The sequence below is a fragment of the Streptomyces sp. NPDC048420 genome, from assembly GCF_040651535.1.
GTDB lineage: Bacteria > Actinomycetota > Actinomycetes > Streptomycetales > Streptomycetaceae > Streptomyces.
In genome coordinates this window covers 25,541-40,712 of record NZ_JBEZKG010000021.1, presented here as the reverse complement: position 1 = coordinate 40,712, position 15,172 = coordinate 25,541, and the positions used below count along the sequence as shown (strand labels likewise).

Here is a 15,172-nt window from a genome sequence, read left to right as displayed (position 1 = left end):
TCCCCGCGCCCCTGGGTGGGTCTACTCGACGTTTCTTATGCGGCCTACCAGTAGCGCTCCCGCCAGACCCACCGCCGCCGCCAGTCCGTACAGGACCCTGTAACCCCCCAGGTGCGTCACGATCGGCGCGGCCAGTGCGGGGGCGGCCACTTGGGGCAAGGCGTTTGCCACGTTGATGACGCCCAGGTCCTTGCCGCGGTCCGCGGCCTTGGGGAGGACGTCGGTCATCAACGCGAAGTCGACCGACATGAACACCCCGAGCCCGACCCCCAGCAGGGCCGCCACGATGATCGCGCTCGGCCAGGTCTGCCAGACGGCCAGCAGTCCCGTGGCGGCCGCCATCAGCACTCCCGACCAGCGTACGAAGGGTTTGCGGCGGCCCAGCCGGTCCGACCAGATGCCGCCCACGACCACCGTGGCCAGCAGTGCCACGCTGTCCACCGCGGTGAGGATCAGGACGCCCTGTTCGGGGTCGTCGTGGTGGAGGCGGTCCCGCAGGTAGTAGAGGAGGTAGAGGATCACCAGCGCGTTGCTCAGGTTGATCAGGAAGCGGGTCAGCCACGCCCAGGCGAAGTCCGGGTGGCGGCGCGGGCTCAGCCAGAAGCCGCGTGTGAACGACCGCCAGGACCAGGGCGGCCGGTCCGTGGCCGCCAGTCTCAGGTCGCGGTGGCGGAGCACGTACGGCAGCACACCCGCCAGTGTGAACACCGCGCACGCCGCATAGCCCGCCGCGATGCCGCCCGCCGCCGTAGCGAGGCCCGTGCCGACGACCGCACCCAGGATCTGGGCCGCGCCGATCCAGCCGCCCACCGCACCCCGCTGGAGCCGCGGCACCCGGTCCGGCACGGACGCCGTGACCGCCGCGAAGGCCGCGTTCAGGGTGAGCTGGACCAGACACCAGCCGAGCGTCATCAGCCACAGCCCGTCCGCGCCCGCGAGCAGCAGCAACGACAGCGCGCCGCCCGCCGCACCGGCCACGATCCAGGGGCTGCGGCGGCCCCAGCGGGCCGTGGTGCGGTCCGACAGGGCGCCGAAGAAGGGGTTCGCCGCCAGCGACACCACCGCGCCCACGCCGGTCACCCAGGCCAGCAGGGTCTCCTTGGACATGCCGGTGCCGGGTGCGAAGTCCTCCGCCTGCCGGGCGAGCAGGATCTGGAGGGGGCCGTACCAGCCCACCCAGATCGCCACGTTGGCGAGGGAGAGGGACGTCGTCCAGCCCCTGCCCACCCGGTCGACGGGTTCGGCCAGAGCCGTGCTCACCTCTGGGCCCTGAGCAGGTCGCGGTACCAGTCGTACGACGCCTTCGGGGTCCTCGTGAGCGCCTCGAAGTCCACGTGCACCAGCCCGAACCGCTGCGCGTACCCCTCCGCCCACTCGAAGTTGTCCATCAGCGACCACACGAAGTACCCGCGTACGTCCACGCCCGCCTCGACCGCCTTGTGCAGGGCGCGGATGTGGCCGTCAAGGTAGGCGATCCTGGCCTGGTCGTCGATGCCCTCGTAGGAGCAGCCGTTCTCGGTGATGACGACGGGCGGGAGCCGGTCGCCGTAGCGCTCTTGCATGCCGGTGAGGAGTTCGGTCAGGCCCTCCGGGACCACCGGCCAGCCGAAGTCGGTCACCGGGACGTTCTCGATCTCCCGGACGGAGAAGGGGAGTTCGGCGGGGATCGTCAGGCCGCCGAACTCGATGTCCTCGCCCTGCGGGGCGCCGACGCGGGTCGGTGCGTAGTAGTTGACGCCGTAGAAGTCGAGCGGTTCGGAGATGACCTTGAGGTCGGCGGAGACGTCACCCGGCATCATGTCGCCCAGCCCTGAGGGGTATTCGCCCAGGAGGATGGGTTCGGCGAACAGACGGTTCAGCAGGAGGTCGTAGAAGTCGGCGGCCTCGACGTCCGGTTGGTCCTGGGACGCCGGCCAGGTCGGGCCGTGCGAGTTGGCGATCCCGACGTCCGTGGCACCGGCCGCGCGCAGCGCCTGTACGGCCAGGCCGTGGCCCAGGAGCTGGTGGTGGGCGGCGGGCAGCGCGTCGAACATCAGCTGCTTGCCGGGGGCGTGGGCACCCAACGCGTGGCCGAACAGGGTGTGTTCGGCGGGCTCGTTGATGGTGATCCACTTCTTGACGCGGTCGCCGAGCCGGTCGGCCACGAGGGACACGTACTCGGCGAACCGGGACGCCGTGTCCCGGTCCAGCCAGTCCAGCGTGACCGGCAGATCCCAGTGGAAGAGGGTCGGGACCGGACGTACGCCCGCCGCGACCAGTTCGTCCACGAGACGGTCGTAGAAGTCGAGGCCCTTCTCGGAGCGCACCCGCGGCCAGGAGATCGAGAAGCGGTACGCGTCCACGCCCAGGCCTGCCAGCAGGGACACGTCCTCGCGGTAGCGGTGGTAGTGGTCGCAGGCCACCGCCGCCGTCGAGCCGTCCTTCACCCGGCCCGGCTCGGCCGTGAAGGCGTCCCACACGGACCGCTCGCGCTCGTCCGCCGCGCCCTCGATCTGATGGGCCGAGGTCGAGACACCCCACAGGAAGCCGGCCGGGAACCGCGGGATCGCATGCTCTTGAGTCGCCATGCGCCGGATCATCGGTACCGGCGGGTAGGGAAGTCAACGGGCAGGCCTGAACAAGCAGTTACGCGCCCTCTTTGAGTACCTTCGAGATCAGTTTCCGCTGCTCTTCCGTCAACCGGGGATCGGCCGCGTACACCGTCTTCCCGTCCACCGTGATCTCGTAGCTGAAGCCGTCCGGCACCCCGATCGGGCGGGTGCCCCGACCGGCGGCGACCGCCTTCTCGGCCAGGGCCTGCCATTCGTGGGCATCGGGCCGCCCGGAGGTGTCGACCTCCTTGTGCCGCTCGATGCCCGCGAACCCGCCCGTGCGCCTCACCTGAATACGCATGGGTCCCTGTCTAGTACGGACTCAGAGGATCCGCACCCCGACCTGCTCCCAGGCTTTCGACACGGCCTGGAGTTCGTCGCCCTCGTTGAAGCGGGCCTTCGCCGCCGCGACCGTGAGCTTCGCGAAGTCGGTGAACAGGGCCCGGTCGGAGAGCTCGCCGCCGGTCAGGACGTCGTACCAGATCTGGCCCGCGCGCTCCCAGGCGTGGCCGCCGAGGGCGGTCGCGACCAGGTAGAACGCGTGGTTGGGGATGCCGGAGTTGATGTGCACGCCGCCGTTGTCGCGGCCGGTGCGGACGTAGTCGTCCATGGTCGCGGGCTGCGGGTCCTTGCCGAGCACGTCGTCGTCGTACGCGCTGCCCGGCTCCTTCATGGACCGCAGGGCCTTGCCGGAGACGCTGGGCGCGAGCAGGCCCGCGCCGATCAGCCAGTCGGCCTCGGCGGCGGTCTGGCCGAGCGTGTACTGCTTGATGAGCGAACCGAAGACGTCGGACATCGACTCGTTGAGGGCGCCCGGCTGGCCGTAGTACGTGAGGTTCGCCGTGTACTGCGTGACGCCGTGGGTGAGTTCGTGGCCGATGACGTCGATCGGGATGGTGAAGTCGAGGAAGATCTCGCCGTCGCCGTCGCCGAACACCATCTGCTCGCCGTTCCAGAAGGCGTTGTTGTAGTTCTCGTCGAAGTGCACGGTCGCGTCGAGCGGGAGTCCGTCGCCGTCGATCGAGTGGCGCGTGTAGGCCTTCAGGTAGAGGTCGAAGGTGGCGCCGAGGCCGGCATAGGCGCGGTTGACGGTGGCGTCCTGGCCGGGCTGTGAGCCCTCGGCGCGGACCTTCGTGCCCGGCAGGTCGTTCCTGTGCTCGGCGTCGTAGATGGTGCGCAGCGGCTGGTCCGACGGTGCCTTCGCCGTCGGCGCGGCCGCGAGGCCGAACTCGGTGGTGACGCGGCGGCGGCCGCGCAGCTCGCTGTCGCGCATCAGGGTGCGCTGGGCGGGACCGGAGAGTGCGGGGTCGTCGTTCCGGGCCAGCTTGTCGAGGACATGCGGCGGAATGACGGTGCAGAAGACGGGCTCGAAGCCCCCGTGGGTGGTCATGCCCGGCACCCTTGCACTGGGTCATGGCCGTGTCACTACCCGCAACCATGATTGGTGAAATATACGGACAGGGATGCACACGCTCCGTGACGAAGTGGTATGGCGCACTTTTTGTCCCATTCGCTCCCCGGGTCCCGCATACTGATACGGCGCCTCGCACCCGAACCGGCTCGGCTAGCATGCTTCGCATCATGCGTTTCGGGCTGCTTCTTCTTAGCTGCCGCGGCGAGGGCCTGTAGTCCAGGTCGACTCCCTCCCCGCGGAGCTTCGCGTTGCGTGTCGGCCGTCCTTTCCGGACATCCCTAGGAGCCCCGCAATCATGGCGAACCGCCAGCAGCCCAGCACCATGCCGATCCACAAGTACGGCCAGTACGAGCAGGTCGACATCCCGGACCGCACCTGGCCGAACAACCGGATCACCGTCGCCCCCCGCTGGCTCTCCACCGACCTGCGTGACGGCAACCAGTCCCTGATCGACCCGATGTCGCCCGAGCGCAAGCGCCGGATGTTCGACCAGCTGGTCAAAATGGGCTACAAGGAGATCGAGGTCGGCTTCCCCGCGTCGGGACAGACGGACTTCGACTTCGTACGGTCGATCATCGAGGAGCCGGGCGTCATCCCGGACGACGTCACCATCTCCGTACTGACCCAGGCCCGTGAGGACCTGATCGAGCGGACCGTGGAATCGCTGAAGGGCGCCAAGCGGGCGACCGTCCACCTGTACAACGCCACCGCCCCCGTCTTCCGCCGGGTCGTCTTCCGGGGCTCCAAGGACGACATCAAGCAGATCGCCGTCGACGGCACGCGTCTCGTCATGGAGTACGCGGAGAAGCTGCTGGGCCCGGAGACGGAGTTCGGCTACCAGTACAGCCCCGAGATCTTCACCGACACCGAGCTGGACTTCGCGCTGGAGGTCTGCGAGGCGGTGATGGACGTCTACCAGCCGGGTCCGGGCCGCGAGATCATCCTCAACCTGCCCGCCACGGTGGAGCGTTCGACCCCCTCCACACACGCGGATCGCTTCGAGTGGATGCACCGCAACATCTCCCGCCGCGAGCACGTCGTCATCTCGATCCACCCGCACAACGACCGCGGTACGGCGGTGGCGGCGGCCGAGCTGGCGCTGATGGCCGGCGCCGACCGCGTCGAGGGCTGTCTGTTCGGGCAGGGCGAGCGCACCGGCAACGTCGACCTGGTGACCCTCGGCATGAACCTGTTCTCGCAGGGCGTCGACCCGCAGATCGACTTCTCCGACATCGACGAGATCCGTCGTACGTGGGAGTACTGCAACCAGATGGAGGTCCACCCGCGCCACCCGTACGTGGGCGACCTGGTCTACACGTCCTTCTCCGGCTCCCACCAGGACGCCATCAAGAAGGGCTTCGACGCCATGGAGGCCGACGCGGCCGCGAAGGGCGTCACCGTCGACGACATCGAGTGGGCGGTGCCGTACCTGCCCATCGACCCGAAGGACGTAGGCCGTTCGTACGAAGCCGTGATCCGGGTCAACTCGCAGTCCGGCAAGGGCGGAATCGCGTACGTCCTGAAGAACGACCACAAGCTGGACCTGCCCCGCCGGATGCAGATCGAGTTCTCGAAGATCATCCAGGCCAAGACGGACGCCGAGGGCGGCGAGGTCACCGGCTCCGACATCTGGGCGACCTTCCAGGACGAGTACCTGCCCAACCCAGAGAACCCCTGGGGCCGTATCCAGGTCAGGAACGGGCAGTCGACGACCGACACCGACGGCGTGGACACGCTGCGGGTCGAGGCGACGGTCGACGGCGAGGACACCATCCTGACCGGGTCCGGCAACGGCCCGATCTCGGCCTTCTTCGACGCGCTGGCCAAGGTCGGCATCGACGCCCGGCTGCTGGACTACCAGGAGCACACGATGAGCGAGGGCGCCTCCGCGCAGGCCGCCTCCTACATCGAATGCGCGATCGACGGCAAGGTTCTGTGGGGAATCGGCATCGACGCGAACACGACGCGTGCGTCGCTGAAGGCGGTTGTCTCCGCCGTCAACCGAGCCGCTCGATAATCCCTCTGAGCGGGGGTTTTGGGGCCTTGATCGCTGTATACGGCGATCAAGGCCCCGTCGTTTATCGGCCATCGGCGCGTGGAGGTCACGGGTAGGTCTCGTCGGGGGGCTGACTCCGCCCCGCTGATGTGGCTAACATCACGCAAGCGCGGCGATGTTGCCGCCGGGTTACGCGGAGGTGTGACGTGCTGCCAGGACGGGGACGAAACGGCCGTGCTGCCAGGCCTGCGCGCCTCCTTGGCACCCGTACCGCGTGGACCACCGTCGGCGACGGCGAGTTCTTCTGCCCCGGCTGCGGGGGCGACCGCAACTACCAGCGTCTGAGCGGCCGCCGCCGTTTCACGCTCCTCGGCGTCCCGGTGCTGCCGCGCGGCGACACCGGGCCGGTGGTGGAATGCGCGGCCTGCCAGCGCCACTTCGGCGCGGACGTCCTCGACCACCCCACGACCACCCGCTTCTCCGCGATGCTCCGTGACGCCGTCCACACGGTCGCCCTCGCGGTCCTCGCGGCGGGCGGCACCTGCTCCCGCACCTCCCTGGAGACCGCGGCCACCACGGTCCGCGCGGCCGGCTTCGACGACTGCACCGAGGACCAGCTGGAGGCCCTCGTCGAGGCCCTGGCCCAGGACACCGGCCGCGTCTACGACCGCCCCTGCGGAGCCGGCCTGGCCATAGAGCTCCACGAGGCCCTCGACCCCCTGGCCCCCCACCTCGCCCCCGCGGGCCGCGAGTCGATCCTCCTCCAGGCGGCCCGCATCGCCCTCGCGGACGGCCCGTACACCCCGGCGGAGCGAGACGTCCTGTCGACGGTGGGCACGGCCCTGACGATCTGCGCGGACGACGTGACCCGCCTGCTGGCGGCGGCCCGGACGCCGTCCTGATACTCCCGGGGGAGTAACGCGCGCTGCCGGGCCACCCCCGGCAGTAACCCCCAACTCGCCCTCCGGCCCGACGATTCGACCCCTCCCCGCCGGGAGTCTGGAAGCGATCCAGACATCCGAACCGGAGGGGGGCCCGTCATGGGGGCCGCAAATATGAGCGCACGGCGGCGGGCCGTGCCCTGGCTTGTGCTGGGGTTGTGGATCGTGGTGCTGGCGGCCGTGTCGCCGTTCGCGTCGAAGCTCGCGGACGTGCAGCGGGACCGGGCCGTGGACTATCTGCCGGCGAGCGCCGACTCGACGCAGGTCGCGAAGATCCAGGAGGAGCTGCCCGGGGGCGGGGCCACACAGATGGTCGTCGTCTACCACCGGGACGGTGGGCTGACCGCGGCCGACAAGGCCACCGCCGCCGGGCAGATCGGGCGGATCGCGGACACGCACACACTCACCGCCGAGCCGCGGGGCATTCCGTCCAAGGACGGGACCACCGTGATGTATCCCGTCTCCAGCACCGAGCCGGGCACGGATGAGAAGGCCCGCGACCTGCTCGTCAACGACGTGCGGGACATCGCGAAGGGCGGGGACGGCCTCGCTGTCGAGGTCGGCGGGGAAGGGGCCCTCGCGACCGACGCCGCCGAGGTCTACAACTCGCTCGGCGGACCGCTGCTCTACACCACCGCCGCGGTGGTCGCCCTGCTGCTGATCGTCATCTACCGCAGTCCGCTGCTGTGGCTGGTGCCGCTCGGGGTCGCGGGCATGTCGGAGTTCCTGGCGCGGGCTGTCGCCTACGGGCTCAACCAGGGGTTCGGGACCTCCGTCACCGGCCAGAGCGGCGGCATCATGACGATCCTGGTGTTCGGCGCCGGCACCGACTACGCGCTGCTGCTCGTCTCCCGGTACCGCGAGGAGCTACGGCGCATTGAGCGGCCGTACGACGCCATGGCGGCCGCGCTGAAGGGCTGCGGGCCCGCCGTGCTCGCCTCCTCCGGGACCGTGGCCGCGGGCCTGCTGTGCCTGCTCGCCGCCGACCTCAACAGCAGCCGCGGGATGGGGCCGTTGGGGACGGTCGGGGTGCTGGTCGCGCTCGCCGCGATGATGACGCTGCTGCCCGCGGTCCTGATGCTGCTCGGCCGCAGGGTGTTCTGGCCGCTCGTCCCGCGCTACGGCAGCACACCCAAGGTCCGCCGGTCGCTGTTCGCCGCGATGGGCAGCTCCGCCGGGCGGCGGCCGCTCACCGTGCTGGCCGGCGGGGCCGTGCTGCTCGGGGCGCTCGCGCTGGGCACGCTGAACCTGCCCGGCAGCATCAAGCAGGAGGACTCCTTCACCAGCAGGCCCGAAGCCGTCGCCGCCATGCAGACGCTGGCGAAGGCGTATCCGGAGCGGGGCACCCAGCCCATCAGCGTCATGACCCCGGCCGACCGCGCCGACGCCACCCTCGCCGCGATCCGGGGCACGGACGGGGTCGACAGCGCCCAGCGGGGCCGTACCGGAGACGGCTGGACCGAGATCGCCGTCATGGCCAAGAGTGCTCCCCAGTCCGCGGGGGAGACCGCGACCATCGAGGCACTGCGCGACGAGCTGGACGGGTCCTACGTCGGCGGGCCCAGCGCCCAGCAGATCGACCTGAAGGACACCAACGCGCGGGACCGCTCGATCGTCGTGCCGATCGTCCTCGTCTCCGTGCTGCTGATCCTGATCGCGCTGCTCAGGTCGCTGGTCGCACCGCTGATCCTGGTGGCCGCCGTGGTCGCCGTGTGGGGCGCCGCCCTCGGTATCGGCGGACTGGTCTTCGGGCCGGTGTTCGGGTTCGAGGGCACCGATCCCGGGCTCGGGCTGCTGTCCTTCGTGTTCCTGGTCGCCCTCGGCGTCGACTACGGCATCTTCCTGATGCACCGGATGCGCGAGGAGTCCCTGTCCGGAGCCGAACCCGTCGACGCGGCCCTCACCGCGCTGCGCTCGACCGGCGGGGTCATCGCCTCGGCGGGCCTGGTCCTCGCGGCCACCTTCGCGGTGCTCACCAACATGCCGTTGGTCCAACTCGTCGAGCTGGGCTTCGTGATCGCGGTGGGCGTGCTCCTCGACACCTTCCTCGTGCGGACCTACCTGGTCACCAGCGCGGCCGTCGCCCTGCGCCGCAAGGTGTGGTGGCCGGGGCCGCTGTCCCGGGCGCCCGAGCCGCCCGTACGCACCGAACGGCAGCGGGAAACGGTGTGACGAGGTCACTCCTGGGCGCCCTTCCCTCCCGGAAGGGCGCCCTCCGCCCCGAAGATGAGACCGTGCAGCAGATCACCGGACCCCGACTCGGCGAGCGGATCATGGCGGCGGTCAACCGGGACCCCCGCACCGCCCCGCACGGCACCCGCAACGACGCGCTGCTCGCCGCCGTGCTGGCGGTGGCGGCCGTGTGCGTCGGCCTCCTCACCGACGAGGCCCGCCGCCCCGACGCCCTCGGCTGGACGCTGCTGCTGGCCGCCCATGTGCCGATCGTGTGGCGGCGCCGCCGCCCGCTCCTGGTACTGGCCGCGATGGTGGCGCTGATCGTGCCGTACCACGCCCTCGACTACAACCACATCGCCCCCACCCCGGCCGCGTACGTCGCCCTCTACACGGTCGCCGTCACCGGCCGCCCGCTGCGGACGGTCCTGACGGGCGCCACCGTCCTGACCGTCTCCACGAGCGTCATGCTCACCGTCAGCACCCACCAGGCCGTCGAACTGCTGCGGATCTCCGGCTGGGTCATCGCCGTCCTGTTCTGCGGCATCGACGTCCGCTACTACCGCGAGTACGTCAGAGCGATCGTCGAGCGCGCCGAAAAGGCGGAACGCACCCGTGAGGAGGAAGCCCGCCGCCGGGTCGCCGAGGAACGCCTGCGGATCGCCCGCGACCTGCACGACCTGCTCGCCCACACCATCACCCTGATCGGCGTGCAGACCTCGGTCGCCGCACATGTCCTGGCCGCCGACCCCGAACGCCTGGACCGGGAGACGGTCGCCAAGTCCCTCGACGACATCTCCGAGACCTGCCGGACCGCGCGCGGTGAACTCCGTACGACCCTGGAGGTGCTGCGCGAACACGGCCTGCCCGACGCCCGCGGCCCGCTGCCCGGCCTCGACGGTCTGTCCGACCTCGTCGCGGCGGCCCGGCTCGCGGGCGCCCGCGTCGAAGAGGACCTGCGCGTGCGCACCCCGCCGCCGCCCGCCGTCGGCGCCGCCGCCTACCGGATCGTCCAGGAGGCACTGACCAACGCGGTCCGGCACGCGGGACCGGAACCCGCCGTACGCCTCAGGCTGTACGACGAACCGGGCGCCCTGCGGGTGTCGGTGACCGACGACGGCACCGGGCCCGTCCCCGGCGGCACCCCCGGCTTCGGACTGGTCGGAATGCGGGAGCGGGCCCGCAGCGTCGGTGGCACACTCGACGCCGGACCACGCCCTGACGGCGGGTTCGAGGTGACGGCGGCACTGCCGCTCACCGTGGGGGAGGGAACCGTATGACCATCCGCGTGCTGCTCGCCGACGACCAGACCCTGGTGCGGGCCGCGTTCGCCATGCTCGTCGAGTCCGCGCGGGACATGGAGGTCGTGGGAGAGGCCGGGAGCGGCCGGGAGGCCGTGGGGGCCGCCCGGGAGGTGCGGCCCGACCTGGTGGTGATGGACATCCGCATGCCCGACCTCGACGGCATCGAGGCGACCCGGCTCATCGCGGCCGACGAAGCGCTCGCCGGGGTGCGGGTGCTGGTCCTGACCACCTACGACACTGACGAGAACATCGTCGAGGCACTGCGCGCGGGGGCCTCCGGCTTCCTCGTCAAGGACACCCGGCCGGCCGAACTCCTCGACGCCATCCGCACGGTGGCGGCCGGTGAGGCGCTGCTGTCCCCGGGGCCCACGGCCCGGTTGATCGAGCGGTTCCTGCGCAGCCCGTCCATGCCGGTGGCGGTGGCGGCGGGCGGCCCCGACTGCCTCTCCGACCGGGAGCGCGAGGTGCTGGCCCTGGTCGCGCGGGGCCTGAACAACACGGAGATCGGCGAGGCGCTGGGCCTGAGCCCGCTCACCGCGAAGACGCACGTCAGCCGGATCATGGGGAAGTTGGGGGCGCGGGACCGGGCGCAACTGGTGATCGTGGCGTACGAGTCGGGGATGGTGACTCCGGGGATGACGTGACCGGGGTGGCTTTCTCGCCCCCGCCGCCCCTTCCCGTCCCGTCCTTGGGGGCTGCGCCCCCAGACCCCCCATCGGCCCGAAGGGCCTCGTCCTCAAACACCGGACGGGCTGGAATCAGCCCCTGCTGAGCCCCCTGGGGACGGGACGGGAAGCAGCGGCGGGGGCGGAGAAACGGCTCTACAGCAGCCCCGCGCGGGCCAAGAACCTGCCCACTCGCTCCACCTCGCCCTCTGACAGCGGCACCTGGGGCTCCGCCGTCACCGGGCAGTCGATGACGCCCCGCAGATGCAGCGCCGCCTTGAAGGCGCCCAGGGCCGACGACGAGGCGCCCATACGGGCCGGGTCGCCCACGGACACCATGCCGAACAGGGTGCACAGGCGTTCCTGTTCGGCGCGGGCCGCCTCCCGGTCGCCCGCGCGGAACAGGCGGTCGAGACGGACGTACCCCTCGGGGTCGACGTTGGCGAGACCGGGCACCGCCCCGTCGGCGCCGACCGCGAGGGCCGCGTCGACGAGGAGTTCGGAGCCGGTCACGACGCTGAAGCCGGTGATGTCGGGGCGGGACCGGGCGCCGGAGACGACCCTGCGGAAGCCCGCGAGGTCCCCGCTGGAGTCCTTGAGGCCGGCCAGCACGCCCTCGGCGGCCAGGTCCAGGACCACGTCCGAGGAGAGCTTGGTGTGGACGCCCGACGGGAGGTCGTAGGCGACGACCGGGACGGGGCTCGCGGCCGCGACCAGGCGGTAGTGGCGGGCGATTTCCACCGGATGGGTGGCGGCGTAGAAGGGGGCGGTGGCAACGACCGCGTCGGCGCCCGCCGCGGTGACGGCCCGCACATGGTCCAGGACCCGGGCCGTCGTCATGTCGATCACCCCGGCCAGCAAGGGCAGTTGACCCCCGACATGCCCGGCGACCGCCTCCACCACCAGCCTGCGCTGGGTGTCCGTCAGGAAGGCCGCCTCCGACGACGTACCGAGGACGAACAGCCCGTGCACCCCGCCCGCGACCAGATGGTCGACGAGCCTGAGCAGGGAGGGGACGTCCACCTCGCGGTCCGGTGTCAGCGGCGTGCAGACGGGCGGGACGACACCGGTCAGTGGGGCGGGAAGGGTCATCGGGGCTCCTCGGGATCGGCCGTCCACTGATCCTCCCGCAAAGGGTGAGGGGGCGCCGACCCCTGTACGGCGCCCCCTGTCCCCGAGCTGACTCACTACTGCACCTGTTGGTACGTCTCGTCCTCGTCCGAGTCGTAGATCAGCTTGCCGCCCTTGTCGTAGCCCTTGACGTGCGGGTTCCTGGTGACCTGTTCGGTCAGGGTGCCGGCGGCGGCGAACCAGCCGTGGTCGAGGACGGCCTCGCTGGTGGAACCGCCGTAGGAGACGGTCACCTTGGCCACCGTCGGATCGACCTCGCCGATGAAGCCCCAGCTGAACGGCAGCTTCCAGTTGCCCTTGTTCAGGAAGGACTGCTGGTAGAGCTTGTTGGCGTTGATGTCGGCCACCACGGGCGGCGAGTCCGGCTGCCGGTCGCTGCCGCCGCTGATGTTGGCGCCGGAGGCCTCGCCGTCCTTGATGTTGCAGGCCAGCCGGATCTGCGTCGGCTGCTCCTTCACGGCCACCACCCAGATGCCGTCACCGGGGGCGTTGAGATCACCGGTGCTGTTCAGCGCCAGGATGATCCGGTACTCGTCGGCCTTGCCCAGGTGCGAGTCCCGGGCGCCCATGGCCACGTTCTCCCGCTCCCAGGCGAGACACTTGTGGAGCCCCTCCACCGCCTGCTCGCGCGTGATCCCGTCCCGCAGCTGTTCTGCCGTGGCGGGCCCCGCCGGTCCACTGGGGGTGGGGGAGGGCGTGGCCGTCGGCGTGGGGCTCGCGGACGCGCTGGGTGTCGTCGCCGTGTCCGCCACCCCCGTCCCCCCGCCGCCCACCGCGAACGCCCCCACCGGCACCGCGGCCAGCGTCACCAGGGCGGCCCCGGCCACCGCCACCCGCCGACGCCGCTCGACCACGCCCTGGCGGCGGATCCGCGGATACGGCGCCGGCGACGGCCGGATCGTGTACGCGTCCTCGGAGAGCAGCTCCCGCAGTTGCTCCTCGAAGTCCCGCTCCTCTTCGCTCGTGTCGCTCACTTCGTGCCTCCCTGCGGGGCGCGGTCCATGACCTGCGCGAGCCCCGGATACGTACGCAACTTCGCCAGCCCCTTGGACGCCTGGCTCTTGACCGTGCCCGGCGAGCAGCCGAGTACCTCGGCGACCTCCGCCTCCGACAGGTCCTCCCAGTAGCGCATGACGATCACCGCCCGCTGCCTCGGCGGCAGCCCGGCCAGGGCGCCCAGCAGCACACCCCGCTCGTCGACCCGGGCCACCGCCTCGTCCCGGCCCGCCCGCTCCGGCGGCGCGTCCGTCAGCGACTCCCGCACGCGCCGCTTGCGGAAGCGGTCGCTGTTGCAGGTGACGAGCATCCGCCGGACGTACGCTTCCGGGTTGTCACTGCCCGCGACGCGCCGCCAGGAGCGGTACGCCTTCGCCAGCGCCGTCTGCGTCAGATCCTCGGCGTGATGAGCGTCGCCGGTGAGCAGATAGGCGGTCCGCACGAGGTGCGACCATCTCGCTCTGACGAATTCCTGGAACCGATCCTCTAGTTCGGCCTGCATCAAGCACCCTCCCTCGCCCTCCAGACCACCCTGGGGGCGGAATCGGTTGCCCCGGATTCGGTGACGGGTTCGAATGGGGCCATGCAGGGATGGGACGAACAGGACGCGGGCGTCCTCCGGCTGCCGTCGGGACGCCTGGTACGGGGCCGGGGCCTGCGGCGACGAGTGGACCCGAGCGCGCCGACACCGTCGTACGGCGTCTATCTGCTCGGCGGGAGGCCTCCGGAGGTCCCCTGGCCCTCCGACTGGCTCCGCTGGCCGGACTTCCGGCTGCCGGCCGACCGGGAGGAGTGCCGCGCGGTGCTCACCGAGGCGTGGCGGCGGGCGGCCGGGGAACGGATCGAGATCGCCTGCGGCGGAGGCAAGGGCCGTACGGGAACGGCCCTTGCCTGTCTGGCGGTTCTGGACGGCGTGCCCCCTGAGGAGGCGGTGGCCTACGTCCGCGCGCACTACGACCGACGAGCGGTGGAGACGCCCTGGCAGCGCCGGTACGTCCGGCGCTTCTGACCGGTCAGCCCAGGGTGTCGGCGACCACCGCGGCCGCGTCGGCGACCAGGCGGTCGTCCCGTACGGCGTTCGGCGTGGGCATGGTCGACAGGACGGACAGGGCGATCGGGGCGCCGGCCTCGGTCCAGACGACACCCACGTCGTTGGCGGTGCCGTAGGAGCCGCTGCCGGTCTTGTCGGCGATCGTCCAGGTCTTCGGCAGGCCCGCGTGGAAGCGGTTCACGCTGGTGGTGTTGGACAGCAGCCAGTGGGTGAACAGCTCGCGGTCCCGGCGGTTCAGCGCGTCGCCGAGGACGAGACGGCCGTAGGTGCGACCGATGGCGTACGGGCTCGTCGTGTCCGTGAGCCGCCACGGCTCGGCGGTGTTGAGCTCGGGCTCCCAGCGGTCGAGGCGGGTCACGCCGTCGCCGAGGGAGCGGGCGAAGCGGGTGATGGCGGTGGGGCCGCCGAGTTCGCGCAGGAGGAGGTTGCCGGCCGTGTTGTCGCTGTAGGTGATGGCCACCTCGGCGAGTTCGGCGATCGTCATGCCCTCGGCCAGATGCGCCTTGGTCTGGTCCGAGCCCGGCATCACCAGGTCGGCCTCGGTGTAGTGGATCCGGCGGGCGAGCACCTCGCCGTGCCGGTCCAGGTCGCGCAGGACGGCCGCGGCGGCGAGGGCCTTGAAGACGGAGCACATCGGGAAGCGCTCGTCGGCGCGGAAGCGGACGGACCGCCTGGTGGCGAGGTGGTGGGCGTAGACGCCGAGCCGGGCGTCGTACTGGACCTCCAGTGCGCGCAGGCGGGCGGAGACGTCGTCGGCCGCGTAAGCGGTCGTGCCGGTCAGGAGGGTGGCCGTACCGGCGGCGAGGAGCGTGCGTCGGGACAGCTTTCCGGAGCCTAAGATCTTGCTCTCCTTCGAACGGGGACAGATACCGATCTCTTCAATGATCGACGTCGGCGCTCATCCCTTGGTT

General features: G+C 71.1%; 14 protein-coding genes. 6 read left to right on the top strand and 8 right to left on the bottom strand.

Features of this window, described 5'->3' with window-relative positions:
• Positions 1 to 21 precede the first annotated feature (21 nt).
• The 4 genes from AB0D34_RS33980 to AB0D34_RS33965 are packed head-to-tail and all read right to left on the bottom strand — an operon-like array spanning position 22 to position 3,981.
• Positions 22 to 1,260, bottom strand: a complete 1,239-nt coding sequence (locus tag AB0D34_RS33980) for an MFS transporter (RefSeq protein WP_362668660.1) — start codon at positions 1,258 to 1,260, stop codon at positions 22 to 24.
• Positions 1,257 to 2,567, bottom strand: a complete 1,311-nt coding sequence (locus tag AB0D34_RS33975) for a GH1 family beta-glucosidase (protein ID WP_362668657.1) — start codon at positions 2,565 to 2,567, stop codon at positions 1,257 to 1,259. The genes AB0D34_RS33980 and AB0D34_RS33975 overlap by 4 nt, the downstream gene beginning before the upstream one ends.
• A gap of 58 nt (positions 2,568 to 2,625) precedes the next feature.
• Positions 2,626 to 2,892 carry a protealysin inhibitor emfourin gene (locus AB0D34_RS33970; protein ID WP_362668655.1) on the bottom strand — a complete coding sequence of 89 codons (267 nt, stop codon included), beginning with the start codon at positions 2,890 to 2,892 and terminating at the stop codon, positions 2,626 to 2,628.
• Between the two features lie 21 nt (positions 2,893 to 2,913).
• Positions 2,914 to 3,981, bottom strand: coding sequence for a M4 family metallopeptidase (locus tag AB0D34_RS33965; RefSeq protein WP_362668653.1), 1,068 nt, complete (start codon positions 3,979 to 3,981; stop codon positions 2,914 to 2,916).
• Positions 3,982 to 4,300: 319 nt separating this feature from the next.
• Here AB0D34_RS33965 and leuA point away from each other — a divergent pair, with 319 nt between their 5' ends.
• From leuA to AB0D34_RS33940, 5 genes are all read left to right on the top strand, one after another.
• On the top strand, positions 4,301 to 6,022 hold the full coding sequence (gene leuA, locus AB0D34_RS33960) for a 2-isopropylmalate synthase (protein WP_362668651.1): 1,722 nt from the start codon (positions 4,301 to 4,303) through the stop codon (positions 6,020 to 6,022).
• Between the two features lie 185 nt (positions 6,023 to 6,207).
• On the top strand, positions 6,208 to 6,903 hold the full coding sequence (locus AB0D34_RS33955) for a TerB family tellurite resistance protein (RefSeq protein ID WP_362668649.1): 696 nt from the start codon (positions 6,208 to 6,210) through the stop codon (positions 6,901 to 6,903).
• Between the two features lie 138 nt (positions 6,904 to 7,041).
• Entirely contained in the window at positions 7,042 to 9,114 is a 2,073-nt protein-coding gene (locus AB0D34_RS33950; protein ID WP_362668646.1) for an MMPL family transporter, read from the top strand.
• A gap of 101 nt (positions 9,115 to 9,215) precedes the next feature.
• Positions 9,216 to 10,394 carry a histidine kinase gene (locus AB0D34_RS33945; protein ID WP_362668861.1) on the top strand — a complete coding sequence of 393 codons (1,179 nt, stop codon included), beginning with the start codon at positions 9,216 to 9,218 and terminating at the stop codon, positions 10,392 to 10,394.
• Complete coding sequence (locus AB0D34_RS33940) at positions 10,391 to 11,062, top strand: response regulator transcription factor (protein WP_362668643.1); 672 nt, start codon at positions 10,391 to 10,393, stop codon at positions 11,060 to 11,062. The genes AB0D34_RS33945 and AB0D34_RS33940 overlap by 4 nt, the downstream gene beginning before the upstream one ends.
• Before the next feature lie 177 nt (positions 11,063 to 11,239).
• On the opposite strand, the gene AB0D34_RS33935 is transcribed toward AB0D34_RS33940, so the two are convergent.
• The 3 genes from AB0D34_RS33935 to AB0D34_RS33925 all read right to left on the bottom strand — a co-directional run bounded on the left by AB0D34_RS33935 (position 11,240) and on the right by AB0D34_RS33925 (position 13,712).
• Positions 11,240 to 12,175: a dihydrodipicolinate synthase family protein gene (locus AB0D34_RS33935; RefSeq protein WP_362668641.1), complete on the bottom strand. Its 936-nt coding sequence runs from the start codon at positions 12,173 to 12,175 to the stop codon at positions 11,240 to 11,242.
• A 95-nt stretch (positions 12,176 to 12,270) separates the two neighbouring features.
• The gene (locus tag AB0D34_RS33930) at positions 12,271 to 13,188 is read right to left on the bottom strand and encodes a hypothetical protein (RefSeq protein WP_362668638.1); all 918 of its coding nucleotides are present in this window, start codon (positions 13,186 to 13,188) and stop codon (positions 12,271 to 12,273) included.
• Complete coding sequence (locus AB0D34_RS33925; protein ID WP_362668636.1) at positions 13,185 to 13,712, bottom strand: SigE family RNA polymerase sigma factor; 528 nt, start codon at positions 13,710 to 13,712, stop codon at positions 13,185 to 13,187. The genes AB0D34_RS33930 and AB0D34_RS33925 overlap by 4 nt, the downstream gene beginning before the upstream one ends.
• 81 nt (positions 13,713 to 13,793) lie before the next feature.
• Here AB0D34_RS33925 and AB0D34_RS33920 point away from each other — a divergent pair, with 81 nt between their 5' ends.
• Positions 13,794 to 14,219 carry a protein phosphatase gene (locus AB0D34_RS33920; protein ID WP_362668634.1) on the top strand — a complete coding sequence of 142 codons (426 nt, stop codon included), beginning with the start codon at positions 13,794 to 13,796 and terminating at the stop codon, positions 14,217 to 14,219.
• Positions 14,220 to 14,223: 4 nt separating this feature from the next.
• Here AB0D34_RS33920 and bla read toward each other — a convergent pair whose 3' ends face one another.
• Complete coding sequence (gene bla, locus AB0D34_RS33915) at positions 14,224 to 15,129, bottom strand: class A beta-lactamase (protein WP_362668859.1); 906 nt, start codon at positions 15,127 to 15,129, stop codon at positions 14,224 to 14,226.
• Positions 15,130 to 15,172 lie beyond the last annotated feature (43 nt).